A 24,700-nucleotide genomic window follows, 5' to 3' on the forward strand; every position below is an offset into this window, starting at 1 on the left:
ACCGTAGGGCTCCGGGGGCCACGGAGCCGGACCCGCCGCCTGTGGCTCCGGCTCCCTTCACCGCTCCGGCGCCCGCCGGTTTCGCCGCCTTTGCCGCCTTTGCCGCAGCAGTGCCCGTACATGTCCGGCGCCCGTACGTACCCGCCGGACGCCTCGGGGCCGACCGTCACCACGCGTCTCGCCCCGCCTCTGACTCCTCACGCCCATCCGCTCATGCGTATGTCTTCGCAGGCATCCGCCGAAGGGGGATCCCTCATGTCTCGTAAGTCACATAAGCCTCGCCAAGCCCACCAGGAACATCAGTCACCTCAGTCACCTCAGTCCCAACAGGCGCGTACGCCCGTGCTGCGACTCCAGGAACTGACCCGTGTCCATGGCAGCGGCGCCACCGAGGTGCACGCCCTGCGCGGTATCAACCTCGATGTGTTCCCCGGCGAACTGGTCGCCGTCATGGGCCCCTCCGGCTCCGGCAAGTCCACGCTGCTCACCATCGCCGGCGGCCTCGACACACCCACCTCGGGCCGCGTGATCGTCGAGGGCACCGAGATCAACACCGCCAACCGCAAGAAGCTCGCGGCCCTGCGCCGCCGCAGCATCGGCTATGTCTTCCAGGACTACAACCTCATACCCGCCCTCACCGCGGCCGAGAACATCGCTCTGCCCCGCGAACTCGACGGCGTCTCCGCGCGCAAGGCACGCGTCGAGGCCCTGGCCGCACTGAACGAGATGGGGCTCGAACAGCTCGCCGACCGCTTCCCCGACGAGATGTCCGGTGGCCAGCAGCAGCGCGTGGCGATCGCCCGCGCGCTCGTCGGCGACCGCCGCCTGGTACTCGCCGACGAGCCGACCGGCGCACTGGACTCCGAGACCGGTGAGTCCGTACTCGCCCTGCTGCGCACCCGGTGCGACGCGGGCGCGGCCGGCATCCTGGTCACCCACGAGCCGCGCTTCGCCGCCTGGGCCGACCGTGTGGTCTTCCTCCGCGACGGCGCGGTCGTGGACCAGACCCTCCGCAGTGAGCCGGACTCGCTTCTCGCGGACCAGGCGGCCGAGCTGTGACGACCTGGTTCCATTCCTGGCGCGCCGCGGTGCGCATCGCCCGCCGTGACGCCTGGCGTTTCAAGGGACGCAGCTTCCTCGTCCTGGCCATGATCGCCCTTCCCGTCCTCGGCGTGAGCGCCCTGGATCTGACCATCCGCAGCTCGGAGCCCTCCGTCACGGAGAGCATGAACCGTGACCTCGGCCGGGCCGACGCCCGGATCACCGATCCCCATTTGGGCGGCGTGCCCCTCCTCCAGGAGCCGAAGTCGCCCAACGGCTACATGCCGAAGGACGACTTCGACGAGGGCGGGTCGTGGCCCGACGGTGATGCGGACATCACGAAGGCCTTCCCGCCGGGCGCCACCACGCTTGAGGACACGACGGGATCCGGGAAGCTCCGCACCACGCACGGTCTGCTGCACACCGAGATCCGTGAGCTGAAGGCCTCGGATCCGATGGCGCGGGGCATCTTGACCCTCGACACCGGCCGCTTCCCCGAGACGGCCGGCGAGGTGGCCGTGACCACCCACTTCATGGAGAGCAGCGGTCTGAGCGTGGGCTCGACGCTCACCGCGCGCGGGCTCGACGCCGACTACCGGATCGTGGGTACCTACGAGCTGCCCGACGCCCTCGACACGGACCAGGTGAACGCGCTTCCCGGGGCCTTCCTGGCGCCGCTCGACAAGGCGCTGAAGGCCGACGGACTGGCCGGAACGGACTCGAACACCAGCCATCTGGTGAGCGTCTCCGGTGGTTTCACGTGGAACATGGTGCAGAAGGCCAACACCCGCGGCGTCGTGGTGAGTTCACGCGCAGTGACCCTCAACCCTCCCGCCGACGCGGACGTTCCCCTGTATCAGCATGACGACTGGAACAGGTACTCGGAGAACGGGGGAGAGGCGGAGGAGATGGCCGTGGTCGGCACCGTCGTCGGCCTCGCGATGCTGGAGATCTGCCTGCTGGCCGGCCCCGCCTTCGCCGTCGGCGCGCGGCGCTCGCGCCGTCAGCTCGGCCTGGTGGGCGCGAACGGCGGAGACCGGCGCCATATCCGGGCCATCGTCCTCGCCGGTGGTCTGGTGATCGGTATCGCCGCGGCCGTCGTCGGTACGCTCCTCGGCACCGCCCTCACCCTCGCCCTGCGTCCCGCACTCGAGGACTACATGGGCAAGCGCTTCGGCAGCTTCGACGTCCGGCCGCTGGAACTGCTCGGTATCGCGCTGCTCGCCGTGCTCACGGGTCTGCTGGCCGCGATCGTCCCGGCCGTCACCGCCTCCCGGCAGACTGTCCTGGCCTCGCTCACCGGCCGCCGCGGGGTACGCAAGAGCAGCAGGGTGCTGCCGGTCCTGGGGCTGATCGCGTTCGTACTGGGTGCCGCGATCGCGCTGTACGGATCGCTGGTGAGCAGCCAGTTCACGATCGTCGCGGGCGGCAGCGCCATCGCGGAGCTGGGCCTGGTCGCGCTGACCCCGGCCCTGGTGGGCCTGTTCGGCCGGATCAGCCGCTGGATGCCGCTCTCACCACGGCTGGCACTGCGTGACGCCGTACGCAACCGGGGGCGCACGGCCCCCGCCGTGGCAGCGGTGCTGGCCGCGATCGCGGGCACGGTGGCGGTGTCCACGTATTCCGCGAGCAACGAAGCGGAGAACAGGGCCGCGTACGAACCACTGCTGCCCAGCGGCGCGGTCTCCGTCACGGTCGATCAGCGGGACAGCCGGGATGTTCCGGCCCTCACCGCGGCCGTTCAGAAGAATCTGCCCACCGACGTACGAGCCGATGTGGCTCATATGAAGGTCGGAAAGCCTGACTGCGTCATGTACGCGGAGCAGAACGCCTGCGGGCGCTACGAAGTGGTGATCCCCGAGGCCAACCGCTGTCCCCTGTACGACGACGGGGGCATGGACGTCTCGGAGAAGTTCAGCGAGGCGGAGCGTCGCAAGTTCGCCGGGGACCCGCGCTGCGAGGAGCCGGACATCTACAGCAGCGCCTTCAGCGAGGGTGTGGCGGTCGGCGACGCCGAGATGCTGAAGATCCTCGGCATCAAGGATCCGGCGGCGGCGAAGGCCCTGGCGGACGGCAAGATCGTCTCGCTCGACAAGCGGAACGTGAACACGGGCGACACGATCGGCATCCGGCTGGTCACGGACGTCGAGAAGGCGGACGCGGTCAACGAGAAGGGCAACGCGTCGCCCGGCGCCGTCAAGTCGTTCCCGGCCCACCAGGTCCCGGGAGAGCACGAGACATACGGCATCTCGATGATCGTCTCCCCGGCCACGGTCAAGGCCGCGGGCATCGACACCTTCCCGATCGGCGCGTACTTCTCGACCAGTGCCACGCCGACCAGCGTGCAGAAACAGCAGCTGGACAGTGATCTCGCCAAGACCGGCGCCGGCGCCAACCTCTATATCGAGAACGGCTACACCGACGAGAGCGGCATCGTGCTGCTGGCACTGACCATGTTCGCGGGACTGGTCACGATCGGCGCCGCGGGTATCGCCACCGGACTCGCCCAGGCCGACGCCGAGGCCGACCTCAAAACCCTTGCGGCGGTGGGAGCCCCGGCCCGGGTCCGCCGGACGCTCAGCGGATTCCAGTGCGCGGTGGTCGCAGCGATGGGGGTGGTGCTGGGTTCGGCGGCCGGTGTGCTGCCCTCGATCGGGCTCCGGCTGACCGAACGCCGCGAGGGAATCGAGCGGCACGAGGAGGCGCTCAGCTCCGGCATGGTCAGCGATGCGCTGCCGCACGTACCGATCGTCATCCCCTGGGGCACGCTGGCTCTCCTCCTGGTCGCTGTTCCGTTGGGCGCCGCGGTCCTGGCGGCCCTGGTCACGCGCTCGCACCGGACGGTGGCGCGCCGTGCGGTGACGTAGACCGTCCGGCCCGACCGGATCCGTGCCCCCGTACGCAGGCGCGTCACCGTGGTCGATCACTGCGGTGGATCGCCTTCGTACGGGGGCACACCATGTGGTGCCGGGCAGGTGCGAGACAATGGGCAACATGGAGATGCCGAGGAACGAACGGTCGCAGGACAGCCCCCATGTCCTCGTGGTGGGACAGGACGGGATGGCGCTCGGCGGTGGTGGATCCGGTGACGAGGCACGCGCGATCCCGGTGACGGAAATGGTCGAGCAGCCCGCCAAGGTCATGCGGATCGGCAGCATGATCAAGCAGCTTCTGGAGGAGGTGCGGGCGGCTCCCCTGGACGAGGCGAGCCGGGTGCGCCTCAAGGAGATCCACGCCGGCTCGGTGAAGGAGCTGGAGGACGGGCTCGCCCCCGAGCTGGTCGAGGAACTGGAGCGGCTCTCGCTTCCCTTCACCGACGAGGCGATCCCCTCCGAGGCGGAACTGCGTATCGCGCAGGCCCAGCTGGTGGGCTGGCTGGAGGGCCTCTTCCACGGGATCCAGACGGCGTTGTTCGCCCAGCAGATGGCGGCCAGGGCCCAGCTGGAACAGATGCGCCGCGCACTTCCGCCGGGCTCGGTGCCGGAGGACGACGAGGAGCAGGGGCACGGGCCGATCCGTTCGGGCCCGTATCTGTAAGCCTGCGGGCCTCGTCCCGTTCGGTCCGCGCGGCCCGGCACACCACGAGGTGTGCCGGGCCGTCGGCCGTTGCACGGACCGGAGTGCGAGGCTCCGGGCAGATCACCGGGCCCCGGGCGGATCGTGGAGCCCCGGGCGGATCGCGCCGGACCGCGTCAGGCGGTGGCCGGATCCACGTGGTCAGGCGTTCGCGGGGGTGAGCAGCAGCAGCTTGCCGACATGGCCGCCCGCTTCGAGGGCGCGGTGTGCGTCGGCCGCCTCCGGCATCGGCAGGGACCGGTCCACGACCGGACGGATGCCGCCGCCCGCGATGAGCGGCCAGACATGTTCCCGTACGGCCGCGACGATCGCCGCCTTCTCGGCCTGCGGACGGGCCCGCAGCGAGGTCGCGGTGACGGCGCCACGCTTGCTCAGCAGGGCGCCCAGATTGAGCTCGCCCTTCACTCCGCCCTGGAGACCGATCACCGCGAGCCTGCCGTTCACGGCCAGGGCCTTCACGTTCCGTTCCAGGTACTTCGCGCCGACGATGTCGAGGATGACATCCGCGCCGGCGCCGTCCGTGGCCTTGCGGATCTCCTCGACGAAGTCCTGCTCACGGTAGTCGATCAGGATGTCCGCGCCCAGCTCGGCACAGCGCGCCAGCCGCTCGGAACCGCCCGCCGTCACCGCGACCCGCGCGCCCACGGCCTTCGCGAGCTGGATCGCCATCGTGCCGATCCCGCTCGCCCCGCCGTGCACGAGCAGCGTCTCGCCCGGCCGCAGGTGGGAGATCATGAAGACGTTCGACCAGACCGTGCAGGTGACCTCGGGGAGCGCCGCGGCCGTGGCCAGGTCCAGCCCCTCCGGTACGGGCAGCAACTGCCCGGCCGGTACGGCGGCCTTCTCGGCGTATCCACCACCGGCGAGCAGCGCGCAGACCTCGTCGCCGACGGCCCAGCCGGAGACTCCCGGTCCGAGTGCGGTGATCCTGCCCGCGCACTCCAGGCCGGGGTACGGGGACGAGCCGGGCGGCGGATCGTAGAAGCCCTGGCGCTGCAACAGATCGGCGCGGTTGACGGCGCTCGCCACGACCTCGACGAGGACCTCTCCCTCGCCGGGTACAGGATCGGGCACCTCGGCCCATACAAGAGCCTCGGGGCCGCCGGGTTCCGGAATCGTGATCGCATGCATGGCCGCGAGGCTACTCCTCGACGGCGCTGCGGAGCGGTCTCCCGGCCGCCTTCTCCGGGATGGATCGCGACCGCCGCACAGACCGCGCCGTAGGGCATGACACTGGGGCGCCGTTGCCGAGAGCCGTCACCAATGGCCTGGCGCCAGGGCGCCGTTGCCGAGGATCCGTTGCCAACGGACCGATCCCAGGGCGCCGTTGCCGAGGGCCCGGTGCGCGGGTCCGCTACCGGCCGCCGCCAGCTCGCGCGTCAGCCGGAGTAGTCCGGGGCCGAGGCGCTCTCCGCCCGGACGATGGTGATCAGACGGTCGGTCAGCTGGAGCGGGCTCGCGGCCGGGTCGTCGTAGCCGAGCAGCCGGTGGCCGCGCAGGACGCTCACCACCAGGTCGTCCGTCTCCCGTACGCTCCGGCCCACCTCGGACTTTATGACCGGGCGTTCGATGAGATCGAGGCCGCTGCCCTGCTGGATCAGATCCTCCATCACCGTGCCGGCGCTGGGGCTGAGCACCGAGAGGCCGAGCAGCCGGCCGGCCGCGCTGGCGCTGGTGATCACCGCGTCGGCCCCCGACTGGCGCAGCAGCGGCGCGTTCTCCTCCTCGCGCACGGCCGCGACGATCTTGGCGCCCCGGTTGAGCTGACGCGCGGTCAGTGCGACCAGTACCGCCGTGTCGTCGCGCTGGGTGGCGATGACTATCTGGCGAGCGCGCTGGAGTTCGGCCCGCATCAGTACGTCGCTCCGGGTCGCGTCGCCGATGATCCCCACGAACCCCTCCGCGCTGGCCGCCTCGATCACCTTGCCCGACGGGTCGACGATGACGATCTGTTCCTTCTTGATGCCCGTCGCGCGGAGGGTCTGCATCGCGGACCGGCCCTTGGTGCCGTAGCCGACGATGACGGTGTGGTCACGCAAGTTGGACCTCCAGCGGTTCAGCCGCCACTCCTCCCGGGTGCGCTCCGTGAGGACCTCGAGAGTGGTGCCGACCAGGATGATGAGAAAGACCACCCGAAGCGGTGTCACGAGCAGCACGTTCACAAGCCGCGCGCTGTCGCTGTACGGGACGATGTCGCCGTAACCCGTCGTGGAGAGCGTGACGGTGGCGTAGTAGACGGAGTCGAGGAAGTCGACCGAGTCATCCGCGTTGTCGTGGTAGCCCTGGTTGTCGATGTAGACGATGAAGACCGTCAGGGCCAGCACGAACAGGGCCATCAGCAGTCGCCTGCTGACCTGGCGCAGCGGCCGTACGGCCTTGCGGCGCGGCAGCTTCACCCGCGCGGTGACCAGATATTCGTCGGCCTGCCTGGCCATCGCGTCGTGGCCGGGAAGTTTCACGTGAAACACCCGCCATCGGCCGAGGCCGCCCATGGCAGATCCAGCACTTCCAACTCCTCACCCGGCCGCGCGCCGCCCGGCGGCACGACCGCGATCCCATCGGCTGCGGCGATGCCACGCAACATGGCGGGGCCATTGAAACGCAACGGCACGAGTCCCTCGTCGCGATGGACGAAGGGCACCAGACGGGTGTCGTACGGATGACCATGTACCGCGTCGCGCAGCGGCGCGTGATACGGAGTCCGGGGCGCCCGGCCCGCCAGCGTGCGCAGCAGCGGCTCGGCGAGCGTCACCAGGCCCGAGACGGCGGCGAGCGGGTTGCCGGGCAGGCCCACCAGATGCCGCCCCGAGGTGAGCCGGGCCAGCAGCATGGGATGGCCCGGACGTACGGCGACGCCGTCCACCAGCAGTTCGGCGCCCACCTTCCGCAGGACGGGGTGGACATGGTCGACCGGCCCCCCGGCCGTACCTCCCGTGGTGATCACGAGATCCGCCGTGGATTTGGTGACCGCGCGGCGCAGCGCCTCGGCGGAGTCGCCGATCCGGCGGGTGGCGATCACGTCGGCGCCGAGCGTGTGCAGCCAGGGGGCGAGCATCGGGCCCAGGGCGTCGCGGATCAGCCCGTCGTGGGGAAGCCCCTTGGCGAGGAGTTCGTCGCCGAGGACCAGCACTTCGACGCTCGGGCGCGGGACGGTGAGCAGTTCGTCGTACCCGGCCGCCGCCGCGAGACCCAGCGCGGCCGGGGTCACCAGGGAACCGGCGGGCAGGAGCCGGTCGCCGGAACGGCACTCCTGGCCGCGCGGCCTGATGTCCTGCCCCTGGATCACCTCGCGCTCGGCGTGAAGACGGCCGCTGCCGTCCGTACGGGCGTGCTCGCTGCGGATCACCGCGGTCGCGTCGGCCGGGATTCGGGCGCCGGTGGCGATCCGTACCGCCTCGCCGTCGGGCAGCGGCCCGGCGTCCGCGTGTCCGGCGAGGATGCCGCTGTCGTCGGCTGCCGCGGGAGCGTCCGTCGTGCTCGGACCCGTATCGCTCGCGTGCCGACCGGTGTCCTTGGTGCCCTGTTTCGCACCCTTCACGCTCTTTGTGTCCTTCGCGTCCTTCACGGTCCGTACGGACCATGGGCCCGGCCCGGAGACCGCCCAGCCGTCCATGGCCGAGGTGTCGAAGGACGGCAGATCGGTGAGCGCGGTCAGGGGCTCGGCGAGGGCCTGACCGAGAGCCTGGCCGAGCGGGACCCGGCGGGCGCGTGCGGCCGGAGCCGACCGCGCCGAACGGGCCGCGAGCGCGCGGGCCGCGTCCCATGACTCGGCCCGATGCCGGGCGGACCGGGAGTCCGTGCCCGCGGCCTCGGGCGCCTGGTCGTCCCGGACCGGGTTCGTGGAACCCTGACTCCGGCCGTGGCCCCGATCCGCAGCGTGACCCTGATCCGCAGCGTGGTCGTACGGCTCCGCAGCGTGGTCGTACGGCTCCGCGCCACCGCCCCGGCTCGCGCCGTGGCTCGGCCCCTGGCCGGCTCGGCGCGCCGGGCCGGTGTCCGGGCCCGGGTCGTGCGTCGCGGCCGGCTGTCTGCCGACCAGGGCCAGGGCATCCTCGATGCCCTCGACCTCGCGGTCCTGGGCCGTCATCCGGTGTCGTCCCTCTTGTCCCCGTTGGTGTCCGTCCCTTCGTCCGTCCCTTCGTCCGCCGCCTCGTCCGCCCAGCGAACGGCGAGCGCCGCGGCCTTGCGGGCCGCTTCGGCGACGGCTTCGGGCCCGTCTCCCCCGGCCCTGGCCGCCGCGTAACCGACCAGGAAGGTCGTCAGCGGCGCCGCGGGCCGGGCAACGCCGTGCGCGGCGTCGCGGGCGAGGTCGAGGAGGGCGTGGGTGTCGACATCCAATTCGATGCCGAGTTCGTCCTTGACTGCGGTGATCCATTCGTCCAGCACGGTCCCATGCTCTCTGATCCGGCCCCGGGCTGTGGAGATGTCTTCCCAGGTGTCGCAGTCGAAGGAGGCGAGGGGCCCGGCGTCGACCCGGGCAAGGTCGAGTTCCTGTGACAGCAGACGCAGCGGCAGACCGGAGAGGTTGCCGTACTCGGTGGCGAGAAGAGCGAGTTCGCGGCGCAACGGCTCGGTCCGGTAGGCGGCGACCAGTGGCTGGTCCCGGCCGCCGGCATCGGTGAGCAGCGCCGCCTCGCGGCCGGAGACGTCCAGCGCCCCGATCAGCCGGTGCACCGTCTCCGCTCCCAGGAACGGCAGATCCGCCGAGAGCACGAGCACGGTGGCCGCGTCGGCGCACCGCACCCCCGCGTCGAGCGCGGCGAGCGGTCCGCCACCGGGCGGCTCCTCGCGCGCCCAGCGCACCGGCCGCACCGTCGGCCGTCGGCCGCCCACGACAACGGTGCGGGCGGCCCCCTCACATGCCGCCAGCACCCGGTCGAGCAGCGCCCGGCCCCCGACTCGCACTCCCGGCTTGTCGATCCCGCCGAGCCGCTTGGCGGCACCTCCGGCGAGCACGATGGCGTCATACGCGGTCATGCCTGAAGTATGGGCCGCTCCGGCCCGTCCGGAGCACACAGGGTTCCCCGTCCGCACACCGGACAGCGCCGTACGCGGACCCGGGCCCGTACGTGGACCTCCACGCGGGGCCGCCTCCATGCGGAACTCCACGCGAGGCCCACCAGGGCTACAGGGTGCGCAGCAGTACCGCCGGCTGTTCGACGCAGTCCGCCACGTACCGCAGGAAGCCACCGGCCGTACCGCCGTCGCAGACACGGTGGTCGAAGGTGAGCGACAGCTGGACGACCTGACGGACGGCCAGTTCGCCGTCGTGGACCCAGGGCTTGGGCACGATCCGGCCGACCCCGAGCATCGCCGCCTCGGGGTGGTTGATGATCGGCGTGGAACCGTCGACGCCGAACACCCCGTAGTTGTTGAGCGTGAACGTCCCGCCGGTCACATCGCCCGGCGTCAGCCTGCCGTCCCTGGCCGCCTCCGTCAGCCGCGCGAACTCGGCGCTCAGCGACTCCGCCGAGCGCGCGTGCGCGTCCCGTACGACCGGGACGACCAGCCCGCGCTCGGTCTGCGCGGCGAAGCTCAGATGCACCTCGGGCAGGCGCACGATCTCCCTGGCGGCCATGTCCACGGTGGAGTTGAGCTCCGGATGCCGCGCGAGAGCCGCCGTACAGATCCGCGCGAGCAGGGCGAGGAGCGAGATCCTGGCCCCTCCTGCCGCGTTCATCGCCGTGCGGGCGGCCATGAGTTCCGTGGCGTCCGCGTCGACCCAGCAGGTCGCGTCTGGGATCTCGTGCCGACTGCGGGACAGCTTCTCCGCGGCGGCGCCCCGTACGCCTCGCAGCGGCACCCGGGTGGCTCCCGGCCGCTCCCGCGAGGGCTCGGCCGCGGGCACAGCCGTGGCCCCAGACGCGAGGGGAGGTACGGACAGGGCCGGGGACATCGCGCCCCGCCGGATGGCCTGCTCGACATCGGACCGCAGGATCAGGCCGTCCCGTCCGGAGCCCGTCAGGTTCCGCAGATCCAGGCCGTTCTCCCGGGCCAGACGGCGTACCAGCGGTGAGACGACGGGAACCGGCCCGGCCGAGCCGTTCACCGGCCGCGCGGTGGATTCGGACAGCGGGGGCCGCCGGACCCGCCGCCTGCGCGGCACCGGCGCCCCCGTCCCGTACCCGACCAGCACGTTGCCCGACGCCTCGGCGGAGGCGGAAGCCGCGGCCGGGGCGCCGTCGGCCGCGGCCGGCGCCTCGTCGCGAGTCGAACCGTCCGAAGGGACCCGGCCGTTCGAGCCGGGAGCCGGCACGTGCGGTGCCGGGGGCGGCGAAGCCGCGGGCGACCCCGCCGACAGCGCCTCGGCCGGGCCCGGCGCCCCGACGGCCACCGTCAGCAGCGGCGCCCCGACCGGCAACTCCGTGCCCTCCTCGCCGTAGCGCGCCGTCACCACGCCCTCGTAGGGGCAGGGCACCTCCACCATGGCCTTGGCCGTCTCGACCTCGACGACCGGCTGGTCTATGGCGACGACATCTCCCACCGCCACCAGCCAGCGGACGATCTCCGCCTCGGTCAGCCCTTCCCCGAGGTCCGGCAGTTTGAATTCCAGCACCTGGGCCATCAGCTCTCCGTCTCCCACTGGAGCCGCGCGACCGCGTCCAGCACCCGGTCCACTCCCGGAAGATGGTGCCTCTCCAGCATGGGCGGCGGATAGGGAATGTCGAATCCGGCCACTCTCAGCACCGGTGCCTCCAGATGGTGGAAGCACCGCTCGGTGACCCGCGCGGCGATCTCCCCGCCGGGGCCGCCGAAGCCGGTGGACTCGTGGACGACGACCGCCCGTCCCGTCCTCCGTACGGATGCCGCGACCGTCTCGTCGTCGAACGGCACCAGCGAGCGCAGGTCGACGACCTCCAGGTCCCAGCCCTCGGCACGGGCCGCCTCCGCCGCCTCCAGACAGACGGGCACGGAGGGGCCGTAGGTGATGAGGGTGGCGCTGCTGCCCCGGCGCCGCACGACGGCCCGTCCGACCGGCTCCACGGCGGCCGGGGCCTCCGGTGACCAGGGAGCCTTCGACCAGTAGAGCCGCTTGGGCTCCAGGAAGACGACCGGGTCGTCGGAGGCGATCGCGGCCCGCAGCAGCCCGTACGCGTCCTCGACCGTCGACGGGGTGACGACATGGAGGCCGGGTGTCGCCATGTAGTACGCCTCGGAGGAGTCGCTGTGGTGCTCGACCCCGCCGATCCCGCCGCCGTACGGCACCCGCACGGTGATCGGCAGCGGCATCCCGCCCCGGGTGCGGTTGCGCATCTTCGCCACGTGGCTGATCAACTGCTCGAACGACGGATAGGCGAAGGCGTCGAACTGCATCTCCACGACGGGCCGCAGTCCGTACATCGCCATTCCGACGGCCGCCCCCAGGATGCCCGCCTCGGCGAGCGGGGTGTCCGTACAGCGGTCGTCGCCGAACTCGGCGGCGAGCCCGTCGGTGATCCGGAAGACTCCGCCGAGCGTGCCCACGTCCTCTCCGAGGACATGGACGGACGGGTCCTCGGCCATCGCGTCACGCAGCGCCCGCCGGAGCGCCTGCGCCATGGTGGCGGGCTTCACCGCGACCGTGGTCATCGCTCCTCACCCGGTCCTTCCCCGGCCGCGTCCAGCTCGGCCCGGAGCAGCTCGGCCTGCTCGCGCAGCTGACTGGTCTGTTCCGCGTAGACATGCCCGAACAGGTCCATCGGGTCCAGCGGCGGTTCGGTGTTCATCCGCTCGCGCAGCCGCGTGGCCAGCGTCTCGGCGGCCTCGGCGGCCGTCCTGATACCGGACTCGTCGAGCACTCCACGCCGCGTCAGCTCGTGCTCCAGCAGCCGTATCGGGTCGTGCGCACGCCAGGTCTCGACCTCGGCGTCCCGGCGGTAACGCGTCGCGTCGTCCGCGTTCGTATGGGCGTCGATGCGGTATGTCACGGCCTCCACGAGCGTCGGTCCCTCACCCCGCCCGGCACGGGCCATGGCCTCGCCGAGAACCGTGTGGACCGCGACCGCGTCATTGCCGTCGACCAGCCGGCCCGGCATGCCGTATCCGACGGCCTTGTGGGCCAGGGAGGGGGCCGCGCTCTGCTTGTCGAGCGGTACGGAGATCGCGAAGCCGTTGTTCTGTACGAGGAAGACCACCGGGGCCCGCCATACGGCGGCGAAGTTCAGGGCCTCGTGGAAGTCGCCCTCGCTGGTGCCACCGTCGCCCACCAGGGCGAGCGTGACCACATCGTCCCCCTTGAGCTGAGCGGCACGGGCCAGACCCACGGCATGCGGCAACTGGGTGGCGAGCGGGGTGGACAGCGGGGCGATCCGGTGTTCGTGCGGGTCGTAGCCGGTGTGCCAGTCGCCGCGCAGCAGCGTCAGCGCCTGTACGGGGTCGAGCCCGCGCACCACGGCGGCGAGGGTGTCGCGATAGCTCGGGAAGAGCCAGTCCCGCTCCCGCAGGACCAGCGCGGCGGCGACCTGACAGGCCTCCTGCCCCGTGCTCGACGGGTAGACGGCGAGCCTGCCCTGCCGGGTGAGGGCCGTGGCCTGTGTGTTGTACCGCCGGCCGCGGACCAGCTCGGTGTAGAGCCGCAGCAGCAGCGCGGGATCGGCGCCGGCGGCGGCGTCCGTACCCAGCACGCGGTACGGCTCGGGATCGGGGAGCAGCGGTGCGGGGTCGGTACGCGGTTGCCATGCCGGGGGCGTGGTGGGCCGGTGGACGGCGCCACCGGGCGGTTCCTGGACCGGCGTACTGCTCTTCTTCACGCGTGCACCTCCTCATGGGAACAGGGCGAACGGGGTGTCGGGATACCGCCCGCCTCACCTACCGATTGTTCGGTCGTTCAGGCATTTTGGCTACAGGCGGCTCCAGCCTGTGGACAAACGGTTCTCCACAGCCTGGGATGGAAACAGGCCGTCCATGACGGAGATGCGGGGAGACATGGGAGCTGAACAAATGGCCGACGACGCCGACCGGACGCCCGGCAGAGGCGGCGACGGCGCCGATCCGGTTCCCCCACCACGTCCGCTGGACGCGATCGACCGGGACATCCTCCGGATCCTGCAAACGGACGGCCGGGCATCCATACGGTCCGTGGCCGAGCGCGTCCATGTCTCACGCGCCAACGCGTACGCCCGGATCAACCGGCTGATCGACGACGGCGTGATCCGGGGGTTCAGCGCCCGGGTCAACCATGAACGCGCGGGTCAGGGCGCGTCCGCGTACATCACCCTGAAGATCGTGCAGAACTCCTGGCGCACGGTGCGCGAACAGCTCCAGGAACTGCCGGGCGCCACGCATATCGCTCTGGTCAGCGGCGACTTCGACGTACTGCTGCTGGTGCACACGCCCGACAACCGGACACTGCGCGAACTGGTCCTGACCCGGCTTCAGGCCATTCCCGAAGTCCTGTCGACGCGCACGCTGCTGGTGTTCGAGGAGACGGACCTGGACCCGGGCTCGGCGGCCGTGCCGCCTCTTTAGGAAGCGGCTCCTCCGAGGCCTCCCGCCGAGGCCTCCGGGACGTCTTTCAGCCCTGTGGGCCCGGGGAACTCTGAGGGTCCGTGCGCAGCCCGTCGAAGGCCAGCCGTACGACCGCGTCCGCCACCTGGTCACGGTCGTAGCCGCCGGCCGCGTGCGGCCGGTACCACTCCACCAGGGAGTTGACCATGCCGAAGAGCAGCCGGGTCGCCAGCCTGATGTCGATATCGGCCCGCAGGTCCCCGTCGGCGGCGGCCGCCTTGAGCAGATCGGCCACCCGCTGGTCGAACTCCCGGCGTCGTTCCATCGCCCAGCGCTCGGTCCCGGTGTTGCCCCTGACCCGCAGCAACAGCGTCACATAGGGAAGTTCGGCCATCAGCACCTCGACCGTACGGCGGGTCACGTACTCGACCCGCCCGATGGCCCGTCCGCGGGTCGCCCCCTCCTCCTCGAGGATCCCGAAGAGGCCGTCCAGGGCGCGGCTGACCGCACGGCGCAGCAGCTCCTCCTTGCCGACGACATGGTGGTATATCGAGGATTTCGAGATCCCGGCCGCCTTGGAGAGATGCTCCATGGAGGTGCCGTCGTACCCGCGCTCGTTGAAGACCTGGACGGCCACGGTCAGCAGGGTCTCGGGCGTGTACGTGTCGCGCTTGGCTGTGGTCATGACGCGTCTTCCTCCCGCGCGGCTACCAGACGGCGGAGTTCCTGGGACGGGGCGTAACGGCCCGTGGGGTACTCCTCGTGCAGGGACTGCAGCGTGGCCAGCACCCACCGGACGCCCAGTTCCAGGACCCAGTCCAGGGGCCCGCGCGGGTAGTTGACGCCGAGCCGCATCGCGGTGTCGATGTCGTCCGGGGCCGCCACCTCGCGCGCGGCCGCGTCGAGCGCGAAATCGGCCAGCATCGCGACCGTGCGGGCCACGATCATGCCGGGGACGTCGGCGATCACGCTGACGTCCTTGCCCAGCGCCTGGAAGAGGCCGACGGCCTCCTCCACGGCCGTCGACTCCACCCGGGCGGCCGGCGCGAGGGCGATCCGGGTCGCCTCCCGGTAGTCCAGTGCCAGGTCGAAGTGGATGACGGGCATCCCGGCGTCGTCGGCCGCCGTACCGTCCGCCAAGAAGAGGCGTGTGCCGTTGGACAGCTCGATCCAGCCCGGGTAGTCGGGCACGGCGTCGTCCTCACGGATGACCTCGATGCCCGCCTCCTCGAACAGGCCGGGCAGAGCGGACGCCGCGTACAGCTCGCCCTGGACGGTGATCGAGGTGGGCGCGGGCGCGGGCCCCGCGGTGTGCGCTCTCGGCCTCGGCGCGGCGTCCTCGCCGTACGGGAACCAGCCCTGGCCCGACTTGCGGCCCAGGCGCCCGGACTCGACCAGCCTGCGCTGGGCGAGCGACGGCGTGAACTTCACGTCATGGAAAAAGGATTCCCAGACGGACCGGGTGACGGCCTCGTTGACGTCCTGGCCGATCAGGTCGGTCAGCTCGAAGGGCCCCATCCGAAAGCCCCCGCACTCGCGCAGCACCGCGTCGATCGTGGCGGGATCGGCGGCCCGCTCCTCGTACACGCGCAGCGCTTCGGCGTAGAAGGGGCGCGCGATGCGGTTGACGATGAACCCGGGGGTGTCGGCGCAGCGCACCGGAGTCTTGCCCCAGGCCCGTGCCGTCTCGTACGCGCGGTCGGCGGCCGTGCCGTCGGTCGCGAAGCCGCTGACGACCTCCACGAGCGGCAGGAGGGGCGCCGGGTTGAAGAAGTGCAGTCCGACGAAGCGGCCCGGACGGCGCAGCGCGCCGCCGACGGCGGTGACGGAGAGGGAGGAGGTGTTGGTGGCGAGCAGACAGTCGTCGGAAACGATGTCCTCCAGGGCCGCGAACAGCTCCCGCTTGACGGAGAGGCGTTCCAGGACGGCTTCGACGACGAGCGCCGAATCGGCCAGTTCGGCGAGTTCCGCGGCCGGGTGCAGCCGCGCCGACGCGGACTCACGCGCCGCCGCGTCGAGCCGGCCCTTCTCGACCAGCCGGTCGAGTCGCCCGGCGATGGATGTGGCGGCCTGCTCCGCGCGGCCCGGCACGGTGTCGTGGATCCGTACGGAATGGCCGGCGACCAGCGCCACCTGGGCTATGCCCTGGCCCATCGTGCCGGCGCCGACAACCGCGACGACACGGTCGGGCTCGATTGCTGTCATGGGCGCAATCCTCCCGTATGAGTGGGCCGAGTGGTCCACGGCCGAGTTATCCACAGGTTTCGGCGGACTCTCTTGCCCCGACCGATCGTTCGGTTACTCTAACTCTGTCCGTCCGCTCACATCCCTGCCCGTGCCCCTGATGCTCAGCCCGACCGAGGAGTGGGTCCGTCATGGCCGCCGCACAGCTCAGTCCCCAGCAGCTCTCCGAGAAGCACCGGCCCACGCTCGACCAGGCCCTCGACACGATCCGCACCCGCGCGTACTGGTCGCCGCACCCCGAGCATCCCAAGGCGTACGGCGAGAGCGCGCCCGCCGATGGCCTCGCGGCCTTCGAGGCGCTGTGCGGGACCCGCTTCGAGCTGGATCAGCCGGGCCTGGACGGCTGGACGGGCGGCGAGATCTCTCCGTACGGGCCCGCGCTGGAGATCGAGTATCCGCACGCGGACATGGACGTGCTGCTGCCCGCCCTGCGCGCGGGCATGGGCGCGTGGCGCGCGGCGGGTCCCGAGACTCGCGCCCTGGTCTGTCTGGAGATCCTGGCGCGGATCAGCGCCCGCACGCACGAGTTCGCACAGGCGGTGATGCACACCAGCGGACAGGCCTTCATGATGGCGTTCCAGGCGGGCGGCCCGCACGCCCAGGACCGCGGCCTGGAGGCCGTGGCGTACGCGTATCAGGAGCAGACCCGTACGCCCGCCGCCGCGGACTGGTCCAAGCCGCAGGGCAAGCGCGACCCTCTTGAGCTGCGGAAGTCCTTCACGGCAGCCCCGCGCGGGATCGCGCTGCTGATCGGCTGCAACACCTTCCCGACGTGGAACGGCTACCCGGGCCTGTTCGCCTCCCTGGCCACCGGCAATCCGGTCCTGGTCAAGCCGCATCCGCGCGCGGTCCTGCCGCTCGCGCTGACGGTCAAGGTGGCCCGCGAGGTGCTCGCCGAAGCCGGCTTCGACCCGAATCTGGTCGCCCTGGCCGTGGAGCGTCCCGGCGAGGGCATCGCCAAGTCGCTGGCCGTGCGCCCCGAGATCCGGATCATCGACTACACCGGATCCACCGCGTTCGGCACCTGGCTGGAGACCCACGCCGGCCAGGCGCAGGTCTACACGGAGAAGGCCGGCGTCAACACCGTGGTCATCGACTCCACCGACGACTACAAGGGCATGCTCGCCAACCTCGCCTTCTCACTGTCCCTCTACAGCGGTCAGATGTGCACCACACCGCAGAACCTGCTGATCCCCCGGGACGGCATCGCCACGGACGCGGGCGACAAGTCGTACGACGACGTGGTGGCCGATCTCGCGGCCTCGGTGAGCGCCCTGCTGGGCGACGACGCCCGTGCCAACGCGCTGCTGGGCGCGCTGGTCAACCCCGATGTGAAGGCCCGCCTGGAGGCGGCCGCCGGACTGGGGGACGTCGCGCTCCCCTCGCGCGAGGTCGCCCATCCGGACTTCCCGGACGCCGTGGTCCGGACGCCCGCGATCGTGAAGGCCGACGGTGCCCGCAAGGTGTGGGAGAAGTCCTGGGAGGGCGGGTCCACGGGCGAAGCGGCGGAGGTGCCGTATCTCTCCGAGTGCTTCGGCCCGGTGTCGTTCGCGGTCGCCGTGGATTCGACGGCGGACGCGCTGGAGCTGCTGCGGCGCACCGTGCGGGACAAGGGCGCGATGACCGTCGGCGCGTACACGACCTCGCCGGAGACGGAGCGCGCGCTCGAGGAGGTCTGCCTGGACGAGTCCGCGCAGCTTTCGCTGAATCTCACGGGCGGGGTGTATGTGAACCAGACCGCGGCCTTCTCCGACTTCCACGGCTCCGGGGGCAACCCGGCGGCCAACGCGGCGCTGTGCGACGCGGCATTCGTCGCGAACCGCTTCCGGGTGGTGGAGGTCAGGCGCCAGGCCTGAGCCCGGTCACGGGGCGGGCGCCTGACCACCAGCCCGGGTCACGGGGCGGGCGCCTGACCTGAGGCCGGTCACGGGGCGGGCGACGCCGGGATGTCCGCGTATCGCTGGACCCAGGCGTGCATGGCGATCGCCGCGGCCGCTCCCGCGTTGATCGACCGGGTCGATCCGAACTGCGCGATCGAGCACACCATCGAGGCGTGCTCGCGAGCCTCCTCGGTCAGGCCGGGGCCCTCCTGCCCGAAGAGGAGGACACAGCGGCGCGGCAGCTCGGTCCGCTCCAGCGCCACCGCGCCGGGCAGATTGTCGATCCCGATGATCGGCAGCCCTTCGGCCGCCGCCCAGGCCGTCAGCTCCTCGGTTCCTGCGTGGTGGCGGACGTGCTGGTACCGGTCGGTGACCATCGCACCGCGCCGGTTCCAGCGCCGCCGCCCGACGATATGGATCTCCTTCGCGAGGAAGGCGTTGGCGGTCCGGACCACGGAACCGATGTTGAAGTCATGGCTCCAGTTCTCCACCGCCACATGGAAGCCGTGCCGACGGGTGTCGAGATCGGCGACGACCGCCTCGCGCGTCCAGTACCGGTAGCGGTCGATGACATTGCGCCGGTCACCGGCCGCCAGCAGTTCGGGGTCGTACCGCTCACCCTCCGGCCAGGGACCGGGGTGCGGCCCGACGCCGATCTCCGGGCCGAAGCCGTCGTCGTACTGAACCGGTTCCAGGGCTTCGACCGGCGTCTCACGGGCTTCAGCCGGTGCCTCGGGGGCCTCGGCCGGTCTCTCACTGCTCACCCCACGAGGGTACGTGGCTGCTCCGGGCTCTCGTGCCGCTGCTCCGGCAGACGCGTACGGACCCGGGAGTACAGCCGCTTCCGGAGTCCGGCCATCCGGCCGGCGGACCAGAGCAGGAAATTCGTCGGCAGGAACACCGCGTCGGCGGCGATCATCGCGAGCGAGAAGAACGGCAGTCCGAGCAGTACGGCGATGCCCGCGTGCTCCATCATCATGACGACCAGCAGCACATTCTTGACGCGCCGGTTGAAGAGCGTGAACGGGAAGGCGACCTGCACGATGACGGTGCCGTACGTCAGCAGCATCACGACGACGGCGCCGGACGCGAGGAGACCGGAGAGCTCCGGCCAGGGGGTGAAGTAGTCCAGCTTGAGCGGGTAGTACAGGGCCGTGCCGTCCTGCCAGCGCGAGCCCTGGACCTTGTACCAGCCGGCGGTGGCGTATACGAGACAGACCTCGGCCATGATCACGCCGAGTGCGGCATTGTGGATGAGGTTGGCGAGGACGTCCAGCAGAGCGCGCGGCTCGCCCCCTGGTGTGTAGCGGTTGGCCGCCCACCACAGCCCCTGCGAGGCCCACGCGCCCCAGAGCAGGACCAGCAGCCACGTTTCGACGGGGACGCGGTCCAGCACCGTTCCGACGAGGAGGCACAGGCCCAGGGCACCCCAGAGGACCGGCCCGACCAGGTCCCGTGCGGCGCCGCCCTGAGCCGTGGCCCCTTCCTCGGCCACCGGGGCGGCTGAGGGGGTCCGCCCGGCCGCGGCCCGTGCCGCACGCCTGGCGTCCAGCGACCAGACCCGACCGCACCGCGTCAGCGTCAGATAGATCGCCATCAGATGAATGATGTTGTCGCCGCCGTCGCCCATGAAGATGCTGCGGTTCTGCAGCGACAGCACGCCGAACATGAAGAGCACGGACATCGTGCGGGTGCGCCAGCCGAGCATCAGCAGCACGCTGGACAGCACGGCGACGGCGAACACCACCTCGAACCACACCGTGCTGTCCGACCACATCAGCCCGGTGAACGCGCCGTTCTTGGCGATCAGTTGCTGGGCCATGCCCCAGCTCCACGGACCGTCCGGCCCGTACAGCTCGCGGCGGTGGGGCAGTTCGCGCAGCAGGAAGAGCAGCCAGGTGCCGGCGAATCCGATCCGGACGACGGCGCTCTGGTACGGGCCGAGGGCGGTGGACGTGAGGAGCTGGACGGCACGGGCGACGCCGCGCGGGCCGGAACTCAACCGCTCGGCGGACGCCTGTCGGCCGGCTCGCTCGCCGCCCCGGCCGCCGGTTCCCTCGTCAACGGGGCCGTCAACGGGTCCGTCGGAACGCTGACCTTCCTGCGCGCTGGTGCCCCGGCTCGTCGGCTCGCTCATGTACCCGCCTCCGTACGGCCGTTCCGTACGCCCTCGGAAAGGTCCCCGGCGTTCACCGTCCACCACGGGTAGAGCTGGTAGGACGGCCGCGTGGAGACGCTCTCCTTGCTCCAGGCGGGGGAGGCGACGGCCCTGGTGGCGGACCTGAGCTGGATACGTCGCACGGGCCCGCCCAGATCGTGGTCATCGAGGCGCAGCATCACGATGCGGCGGACATAGCTCTCGGAGAGCTGCCCGCGCAGACCGTTGGGGCGGCCGTCGTCTTCGTGCGATCCGGTGTAGAAGTCCCAGCCCCTGCGCAACTCGTTCTGGTCGATGTGGCTGGGGAGGAGGTTGCCGCGGATGGCTTCGCCGTCCTCGGCGGAGAGATCGATCCAGCCGGTGGCGGACACGCCGCCGGCCTCCGCGATCTCGGCACGCACCTGGAGGGCGACGTTCTGCTGGAGCGGGTTGGGCGCGAAGAGCTTCCAGTTCTGCTCGAACTCGGGATAGATCCAGTCGTCGACGGCCTCGCCGTGCTGCTTGGTGAGCGTGTTGGACGGCGCGACGTGCAGAAACACCATGGCCAGATGGGTGCAGGCCAGCAGCCCGATGGCCGCGAGAGCGACAGCGGCCACCACCTGACCGGGGAGGGAGAGGCCCGCTATCCCCATGCCGGGTGGCGGCCCGGCGTTCACACCCTTGTCGTCGTACGAATCCATGCCGTCCGATCCCCGCCCGGTAGCCCAGTCAGTTATCCACAGGAGGTTGACACCCTACGGGCCGTCGACTCACCATTGAAGCCAACGAACCGAACGATCGGTCGGTAGGGGGTCCGGATGACGGCAGTGACCACGGGGACAGCTGCGGAGGCGGCGATGGAGACGACGGTGGAAGCGCGCGAGGCGGCGTTCGACGCCGCCGTGGCCGCCGACGAGCGCATCGAGCCACGCGACTGGATGCCGGAGGCGTACCGCGCCTCGCTGGTCCGCCAGATGGCCCAGCACGCCCACTCCGAGATCATCGGCATGCAGCCCGAGGCGAACTGGATCACGCGCGCTCCCTCGCTGCGCCGCAAGGCGATCCTGATGGCCAAGGTCCAGGACGAGGCCGGACACGGCCTCTACCTCTACAGCGCGGCCGAGACGCTGGGCACCGGCCGCGACGAGCTGCTCGACAAGCTCCACACCGGCCGTCAGAAGTACTCGTCGATCTTCAACTATCCGACGCTGACCTGGGCCGACGTCGGCGCGATCGGCTGGCTGGTGGACGGCGCGGCGATCACCAACCAGGTGCCGCTGTGCCGCTGCTCGTACGGCCCCTACGCCCGCGCGATGGTCAGGATCTGCAAGGAGGAGTCGTTCCACCAGCGGCAGGGGTACGAACTGCTGCTGACCCTCAGCAGGGGGACGCCCGCGCAGCACGACATGGCGCAGGACGCGGTGAACCGCTGGTGGTGGCCGTCATTGATGATGTTCGGCCCGCCGGACGACGAGTCGGCGCATTCCGCGCAGTCCATGGCCTGGAAGATCAAGCGGCATTCCAACGACGAGCTGCGCCGGCGCTTCGTCGACATCTGCGTCCCGCAGGCCGAGGCCCTCGGGCTGGCCCTGCCCGACCCGGATCTGCGCTGGAACGAGGAGCGGGGCCGCCATGACTTCGGGGCGATCGACTGGACCGAGTTCCAGCAGGTGCTGAAGGGCAACGGTCCGTGCAACGAACAGCGGATCACCCAGCGCCGCCGGGCGCACGACGAAGGAGCCTGGGTGCGGGAGGCGGCTGCCGCGTACGCGGCGAAGCACAGCACCGACGGAGCACGGCGGGAGGCGACGGCATGAGCGATCCGACCGACTGGCCGCTGTGGGAAGTGTTCGTGCGCTCCCGCCGGGGGCTGTCCCACACCCACGCGGGGAGCCTGCACGCCCCGGACGCGGAGATGGCGCTGCGCAATGCCCGTGATCTCTACACCCGGCGCAATGAGGGCGTGTCGATCTGGGTGGTCCCGTCCACGGCGGTCACGGCCTCCTCGCCCGACGAGAAGGACCCGTTCTTCGCCTCCGCCGCCGACAAGCCGTACCGGCACCCGACCTTCTACGAGATCCCGGAAGGGGTGAGACACCTGTGACGACACCTGTGCCGAGCGAAACCCCTGTGACCGGCGAACCGATGACGGCCCCGGCCCGTGCGGCGGCCCTCGCCCTCGGCGACGACGCGCTGGTGCTCTCGCACCGGCTGGGGGAGTGGGCGGGACACGCCCCGGTGCTGGAGGAGGATGTCGCCCTCGCCAATATCGCCCTCGACCTGCTGGGGCAGGCGCGGATCCTGCTCTCTCTCGTGGGGGACGAGGACGAGCTGGCCTATCTCCGCGAGGAGCGGTCCTTCCGCAACGTCCAGCTGGTCGAGCAGCCGAACGGCGACTTCGCGCACACGATCGCCCGCCAGCTCTACTTCTCCACCTACCAGCTGTTCCTGTACCGGCAACTGGCCGCCGGGGACGGCGCGTTCACCGCTCTCGCTGCGAAGGCGGTCAAGGAGGTCGCGTACCACCAGGACCACGCCGAGCACTGGACTCTGCGGCTCGGCGACGGTACGGACGAGAGCCATGAGCGGATGCGGCGGGCCTGCACGGCGCTCTGGCGGTTCACCGGCGAGATGTTCCGGCCCGTCGAAGGACTGGAGGTCGACTGGCAGGCCCTGGAGGGAAGTTGGCTCGATTCCGTCTCCGCCGTACTGGAGCGGGCGACGCTGCCGGTGCCGGACGGGCCCCGGTCCGGGGCCTGGACGGCGGGCGCGGGCCGACAGGGACTGCACACCGAGCCGTTCGGACGGATGCTCGCCGAGATGCAGCATCTGCACCGCAGCCACCCGGGCGCGTCATGGTGACCGGCCAGAGTTCCCCCGTCACCTTCACGGCGCTGGAGGCCGAGCTGCGCGGGCTCGCCGGTGCCGTGCCCGACCCCGAGCTGCCGGTGGTGACGCTGGAGGAGCTGGGCGTGCTGCGCGCGGTCCAGGTCTCGGGCCCCGGGAAGGTACGGGTCGAGCTGACCCCCACCTACACCGGCTGCCCGGCGATCGAGGCGATGTCCTCGGACATCGAACGCGTGCTGCGGGAGCACGGGATGCGGGAGGTCTCGGTCGTCACGGTCCTGACCCCGGCCTGGTCGACGGACGACATCAGTGCCGAGGGCCGGCGCAAACTCGCCGAGTCCGGCATAGCGCCACCCCGTCCGCACGGCGTGGACGGACCGGTTCCGCTGACGCTCTCCCTGCGCTGCCCGCACTGCGGCTCGACCGACACCGAGCTGCTGAGCAGGTTCTCCTCCACGGCCTGCAAGGCACTGCGCCGCTGCACGGCCTGCCGCGAACCGTTCGACCACTTCAAGGAGTTGTAGATGTTCCATCCGCTCCGGGTGAGCGAGGTCGAGCCGCTCACGGACGACGCGGTGGCCGTCACCTTCGCCGTGCCGCCAGAGCTGCGCGAGACGTTCCGGCACCTCCCCGGCCAGCACATCGCCCTGCGCCGTACCTCCGGGGGCGAGGAGATCCGGCGTACGTACTCGATCTGCACCCCGGCCGAGGCCGATCCCGTACTGCGCGTGGGCATCCGGCTGGTCGAGGGCGGGGAGTTCTCGACGTACGCCCTGAAGGAACTGGCCGTGGGCGACCTGGTCGAGGTCATGGAGCCGGCCGGCCGTTTCGTGCTCACGCCGCGCGCCGGGCGGTTCGCGGCGATCGTGGGCGGCAGCGGCATCACCCCGGTGCTGTCGATCGCGGCCACCCTGCTGGCGCGCGAGCCCGATGCCCGGTTCTGCCTGGTCCGCAGCGACCGCACGGTGGCCTCGACGATGTTCCTGGAGGAGGTCGCCGACCTCAAGGACCGCTATCCGGACCGCTTTCAGCTGGTCAGCGTGGTTTCGCGGGAGGAGCAGCAGGCGGGACTGCCGTCCGGGCGGCTGGACCGGGCGCGGCTCACCGGACTGCTGCCCGCGCTGCTCCCGGTGGCCGATGTCGACGGCTGGTTCCTCTGCGGCCCGCTGGGCCTGGTGGTCGGCGCCGAACGCGCGCTGCGCGGACTCGAGGTGCCCCGGTCCCGTATCCACCAGGAGATCTTCCACATCGACGAGGCGGCGGCCGATGCCACGGCGGCAGCGTCCACGGCCACGGTGCGCGCTCCCGCCCACAGCACCCTCACCGCGACCCTGGACGGCCGCTCCGGCACCTGGCCGGTCCAGGACGGGGATTCCCTGCTGGAGACCGTGCTGCGCAGCCGCGCGGACGCGCCGTACGCGTGCAAGGGCGGTGTGTGCGGGACCTGCCGGGCGTTCCTGGTCTCGGGCGAGGTCCGGATGGACCGCAACTTCGCCCTCGAACCGGAAGAGACCGCAGCCGGTTATGTGCTGGCCTGCCAGTCCCATCC

The 24,700-nt window shown here is 71.2% G+C and carries 22 protein-coding genes; 10 read left to right on the forward strand and 12 right to left on the reverse strand.

What is annotated here, in order from left to right; all coding sequences use genetic code 11:
- Positions 1-342: 342 nt before the first annotated feature.
- From ACIOJD_RS21685 to ACIOJD_RS21695, 3 genes are all read left to right on the forward strand, one after another.
- A complete protein-coding gene (locus tag ACIOJD_RS21685) occupies positions 343-1,059 on the forward strand; it encodes an ABC transporter ATP-binding protein (protein WP_401916052.1) in 717 nt (238 codons plus the stop codon).
- Complete coding sequence (locus ACIOJD_RS21690) at positions 1,056-3,908, forward strand: FtsX-like permease family protein (RefSeq protein ID WP_401916055.1); 2,853 nt, start codon at positions 1,056-1,058, stop codon at positions 3,906-3,908. Before ACIOJD_RS21685 ends, ACIOJD_RS21690 begins: the two co-directional genes overlap by 4 nt.
- 127 nt (positions 3,909-4,035) lie before the next feature.
- Complete coding sequence (locus ACIOJD_RS21695; RefSeq protein WP_401916056.1) at positions 4,036-4,578, forward strand: bacterial proteasome activator family protein; 543 nt, start codon at positions 4,036-4,038, stop codon at positions 4,576-4,578.
- 180 nt (positions 4,579-4,758) lie between these two features.
- On the opposite strand, the gene ACIOJD_RS21700 is transcribed toward ACIOJD_RS21695, so the two are convergent.
- The 7 genes from ACIOJD_RS21700 to pdhA form a co-directional block, all read right to left on the reverse strand.
- Positions 4,759-5,748 carry an NAD(P)H-quinone oxidoreductase gene (locus tag ACIOJD_RS21700; RefSeq protein ID WP_401916059.1) on the reverse strand — a complete coding sequence of 330 codons (990 nt, stop codon included), beginning with the start codon at positions 5,746-5,748 and terminating at the stop codon, positions 4,759-4,761.
- Positions 5,749-5,996: 248 nt separating this feature from the next.
- On the reverse strand, positions 5,997-7,109 hold the full coding sequence (locus tag ACIOJD_RS21705; protein ID WP_401916062.1) for a potassium channel family protein: 1,113 nt from the start codon (positions 7,107-7,109) through the stop codon (positions 5,997-5,999).
- Complete coding sequence (locus tag ACIOJD_RS21710; RefSeq protein WP_401916063.1) at positions 7,073-8,704, reverse strand: molybdopterin molybdotransferase MoeA; 1,632 nt, start codon at positions 8,702-8,704, stop codon at positions 7,073-7,075. Before ACIOJD_RS21710 ends, ACIOJD_RS21705 begins: the two co-directional genes overlap by 37 nt.
- Complete coding sequence (locus ACIOJD_RS21715; RefSeq protein WP_401916066.1) at positions 8,701-9,594, reverse strand: NTP transferase domain-containing protein; 894 nt, start codon at positions 9,592-9,594, stop codon at positions 8,701-8,703. Before ACIOJD_RS21715 ends, ACIOJD_RS21710 begins: the two co-directional genes overlap by 4 nt.
- A gap of 148 nt (positions 9,595-9,742) precedes the next feature.
- On the reverse strand, positions 9,743-11,182 hold the full coding sequence (locus tag ACIOJD_RS21720; protein WP_401916068.1) for a dihydrolipoamide acetyltransferase family protein: 1,440 nt from the start codon (positions 11,180-11,182) through the stop codon (positions 9,743-9,745).
- Positions 11,182-12,186 (reverse strand): alpha-ketoacid dehydrogenase subunit beta, encoded by a 1,005-nt coding sequence (locus ACIOJD_RS21725; protein ID WP_401916071.1) that lies wholly within the window; start codon positions 12,184-12,186, stop codon positions 11,182-11,184. Before ACIOJD_RS21725 ends, ACIOJD_RS21720 begins: the two co-directional genes overlap by 1 nt.
- The gene (gene pdhA / locus ACIOJD_RS21730) at positions 12,183-13,346 is read right to left on the reverse strand and encodes a pyruvate dehydrogenase (acetyl-transferring) E1 component subunit alpha (protein WP_401916073.1); all 1,164 of its coding nucleotides are present in this window, start codon (positions 13,344-13,346) and stop codon (positions 12,183-12,185) included. The genes ACIOJD_RS21725 and pdhA overlap by 4 nt, the downstream gene beginning before the upstream one ends.
- A gap of 190 nt (positions 13,347-13,536) precedes the next feature.
- Here pdhA and ACIOJD_RS21735 point away from each other — a divergent pair, with 190 nt between their 5' ends.
- Complete coding sequence (locus tag ACIOJD_RS21735; protein WP_401917089.1) at positions 13,537-14,064, forward strand: Lrp/AsnC family transcriptional regulator; 528 nt, start codon at positions 13,537-13,539, stop codon at positions 14,062-14,064.
- Between the two features lie 46 nt (positions 14,065-14,110).
- Here the strand turns inward: ACIOJD_RS21735 and ACIOJD_RS21740 are convergent, their stop codons facing one another.
- Both ACIOJD_RS21740 and ACIOJD_RS21745 read right to left on the reverse strand, forming a co-directional pair.
- On the reverse strand, positions 14,111-14,728 hold the full coding sequence (locus ACIOJD_RS21740; RefSeq protein WP_401916075.1) for a TetR/AcrR family transcriptional regulator: 618 nt from the start codon (positions 14,726-14,728) through the stop codon (positions 14,111-14,113).
- Positions 14,725-16,248: a 3-hydroxyacyl-CoA dehydrogenase gene (locus ACIOJD_RS21745; protein WP_401916077.1), complete on the reverse strand. Its 1,524-nt coding sequence runs from the start codon at positions 16,246-16,248 to the stop codon at positions 14,725-14,727. Before ACIOJD_RS21745 ends, ACIOJD_RS21740 begins: the two co-directional genes overlap by 4 nt.
- 170 nt (positions 16,249-16,418) lie before the next feature.
- Between ACIOJD_RS21745 and paaN the strand changes: the two genes are divergently transcribed.
- Positions 16,419-18,143 (forward strand): phenylacetic acid degradation protein PaaN, encoded by a 1,725-nt coding sequence (gene paaN, locus ACIOJD_RS21750; protein ID WP_401916080.1) that lies wholly within the window; start codon positions 16,419-16,421, stop codon positions 18,141-18,143.
- Positions 18,144-18,211: 68 nt separating this feature from the next.
- On the opposite strand, the gene ACIOJD_RS21755 is transcribed toward paaN, so the two are convergent.
- The 3 genes from ACIOJD_RS21755 to ACIOJD_RS21765 all read right to left on the reverse strand — a co-directional run bounded on the left by ACIOJD_RS21755 (position 18,212) and on the right by ACIOJD_RS21765 (position 21,047).
- The gene (locus ACIOJD_RS21755; protein WP_401917092.1) at positions 18,212-18,862 is read right to left on the reverse strand and encodes a TrmH family RNA methyltransferase; all 651 of its coding nucleotides are present in this window, start codon (positions 18,860-18,862) and stop codon (positions 18,212-18,214) included.
- A 65-nt stretch (positions 18,863-18,927) separates the two neighbouring features.
- On the reverse strand, positions 18,928-20,304 hold the full coding sequence (locus ACIOJD_RS21760; protein ID WP_401916083.1) for an HTTM domain-containing protein: 1,377 nt from the start codon (positions 20,302-20,304) through the stop codon (positions 18,928-18,930).
- Positions 20,301-21,047, reverse strand: coding sequence for a DUF5819 family protein (locus ACIOJD_RS21765; protein ID WP_401917094.1), 747 nt, complete (start codon positions 21,045-21,047; stop codon positions 20,301-20,303). Before ACIOJD_RS21765 ends, ACIOJD_RS21760 begins: the two co-directional genes overlap by 4 nt.
- Positions 21,048-21,122: 75 nt before the next feature.
- On the opposite strand from ACIOJD_RS21765, the gene paaA reads away from it, so the two are divergent.
- From paaA to ACIOJD_RS21790, 5 genes are all read left to right on the forward strand, one after another.
- The gene (paaA, locus tag ACIOJD_RS21770) at positions 21,123-22,121 is read left to right on the forward strand and encodes a 1,2-phenylacetyl-CoA epoxidase subunit PaaA (RefSeq protein WP_401916086.1); all 999 of its coding nucleotides are present in this window, start codon (positions 21,123-21,125) and stop codon (positions 22,119-22,121) included.
- Positions 22,118-22,408, forward strand: coding sequence for a 1,2-phenylacetyl-CoA epoxidase subunit PaaB (paaB, locus tag ACIOJD_RS21775; RefSeq protein ID WP_401916089.1), 291 nt, complete (start codon positions 22,118-22,120; stop codon positions 22,406-22,408). The genes paaA and paaB overlap by 4 nt, the downstream gene beginning before the upstream one ends.
- 41 nt (positions 22,409-22,449) lie before the next feature.
- Positions 22,450-23,166 (forward strand): 1,2-phenylacetyl-CoA epoxidase subunit PaaC, encoded by a 717-nt coding sequence (paaC, locus tag ACIOJD_RS21780; protein WP_401917097.1) that lies wholly within the window; start codon positions 22,450-22,452, stop codon positions 23,164-23,166.
- Entirely contained in the window at positions 23,160-23,675 is a 516-nt protein-coding gene (gene paaD / locus ACIOJD_RS21785; RefSeq protein ID WP_401916092.1) for a 1,2-phenylacetyl-CoA epoxidase subunit PaaD, read from the forward strand. Before paaC ends, paaD begins: the two co-directional genes overlap by 7 nt.
- Positions 23,676-24,700, forward strand: a 1,025-nt coding sequence (locus tag ACIOJD_RS21790; RefSeq protein ID WP_401916095.1) for a 2Fe-2S iron-sulfur cluster-binding protein, incomplete at its 3' end; no start/stop codon positions are given.

It is taken from the genome of Streptomyces sp. NPDC088116 (assembly GCF_044741745.1).
Lineage (GTDB): Bacteria > Actinomycetota > Actinomycetes > Streptomycetales > Streptomycetaceae > Streptomyces.

What these genes read in the sequence shown, in the direction of transcription:
- paaA (WP_401916086.1), top strand. Translation starts at nt 21,123, where the DNA reads ATGACGGCAGTGACCACGGGGACAGCTGCGGAGGCGGCGATGGAGACG.
- ACIOJD_RS21715 (WP_401916066.1), bottom strand. Translation starts at nt 9,594, where the DNA reads ATGACCGCGTATGACGCCATCGTGCTCGCCGGAGGTGCCGCCAAGCGG.
- ACIOJD_RS21710 (WP_401916063.1), bottom strand. Translation starts at nt 8,704, where the DNA reads ATGACGGCCCAGGACCGCGAGGTCGAGGGCATCGAGGATGCCCTGGCC.
- paaC (WP_401917097.1), top strand. Translation starts at nt 22,450, where the DNA reads ATGACGGCCCCGGCCCGTGCGGCGGCCCTCGCCCTCGGCGACGACGCG.
- ACIOJD_RS21740 (WP_401916075.1), bottom strand. Translation starts at nt 14,728, where the DNA reads ATGACCACAGCCAAGCGCGACACGTACACGCCCGAGACCCTGCTGACC.
- ACIOJD_RS21700 (WP_401916059.1), bottom strand. Translation starts at nt 5,748, where the DNA reads ATGCATGCGATCACGATTCCGGAACCCGGCGGCCCCGAGGCTCTTGTA.
- ACIOJD_RS21720 (WP_401916068.1), bottom strand. Translation starts at nt 11,182, where the DNA reads ATGGCCCAGGTGCTGGAATTCAAACTGCCGGACCTCGGGGAAGGGCTG.
- paaN (WP_401916080.1), top strand. Translation starts at nt 16,419, where the DNA reads ATGGCCGCCGCACAGCTCAGTCCCCAGCAGCTCTCCGAGAAGCACCGG.
- ACIOJD_RS21760 (WP_401916083.1), bottom strand. Translation starts at nt 20,304, where the DNA reads ATGAGCGAGCCGACGAGCCGGGGCACCAGCGCGCAGGAAGGTCAGCGT.
- ACIOJD_RS21695 (WP_401916056.1), top strand. Translation starts at nt 4,036, where the DNA reads ATGGAGATGCCGAGGAACGAACGGTCGCAGGACAGCCCCCATGTCCTC.
- ACIOJD_RS21735 (WP_401917089.1), top strand. Translation starts at nt 13,537, where the DNA reads ATGGCCGACGACGCCGACCGGACGCCCGGCAGAGGCGGCGACGGCGCC.
- paaB (WP_401916089.1), top strand. Translation starts at nt 22,118, where the DNA reads ATGAGCGATCCGACCGACTGGCCGCTGTGGGAAGTGTTCGTGCGCTCC.
- ACIOJD_RS21745 (WP_401916077.1), bottom strand. Translation starts at nt 16,248, where the DNA reads ATGACAGCAATCGAGCCCGACCGTGTCGTCGCGGTTGTCGGCGCCGGC.
- ACIOJD_RS21705 (WP_401916062.1), bottom strand. Translation starts at nt 7,109, where the DNA reads ATGGGCGGCCTCGGCCGATGGCGGGTGTTTCACGTGAAACTTCCCGGC.
- ACIOJD_RS21725 (WP_401916071.1), bottom strand. Translation starts at nt 12,186, where the DNA reads ATGACCACGGTCGCGGTGAAGCCCGCCACCATGGCGCAGGCGCTCCGG.
- paaD (WP_401916092.1), top strand. Translation starts at nt 23,160, where the DNA reads ATGGTGACCGGCCAGAGTTCCCCCGTCACCTTCACGGCGCTGGAGGCC.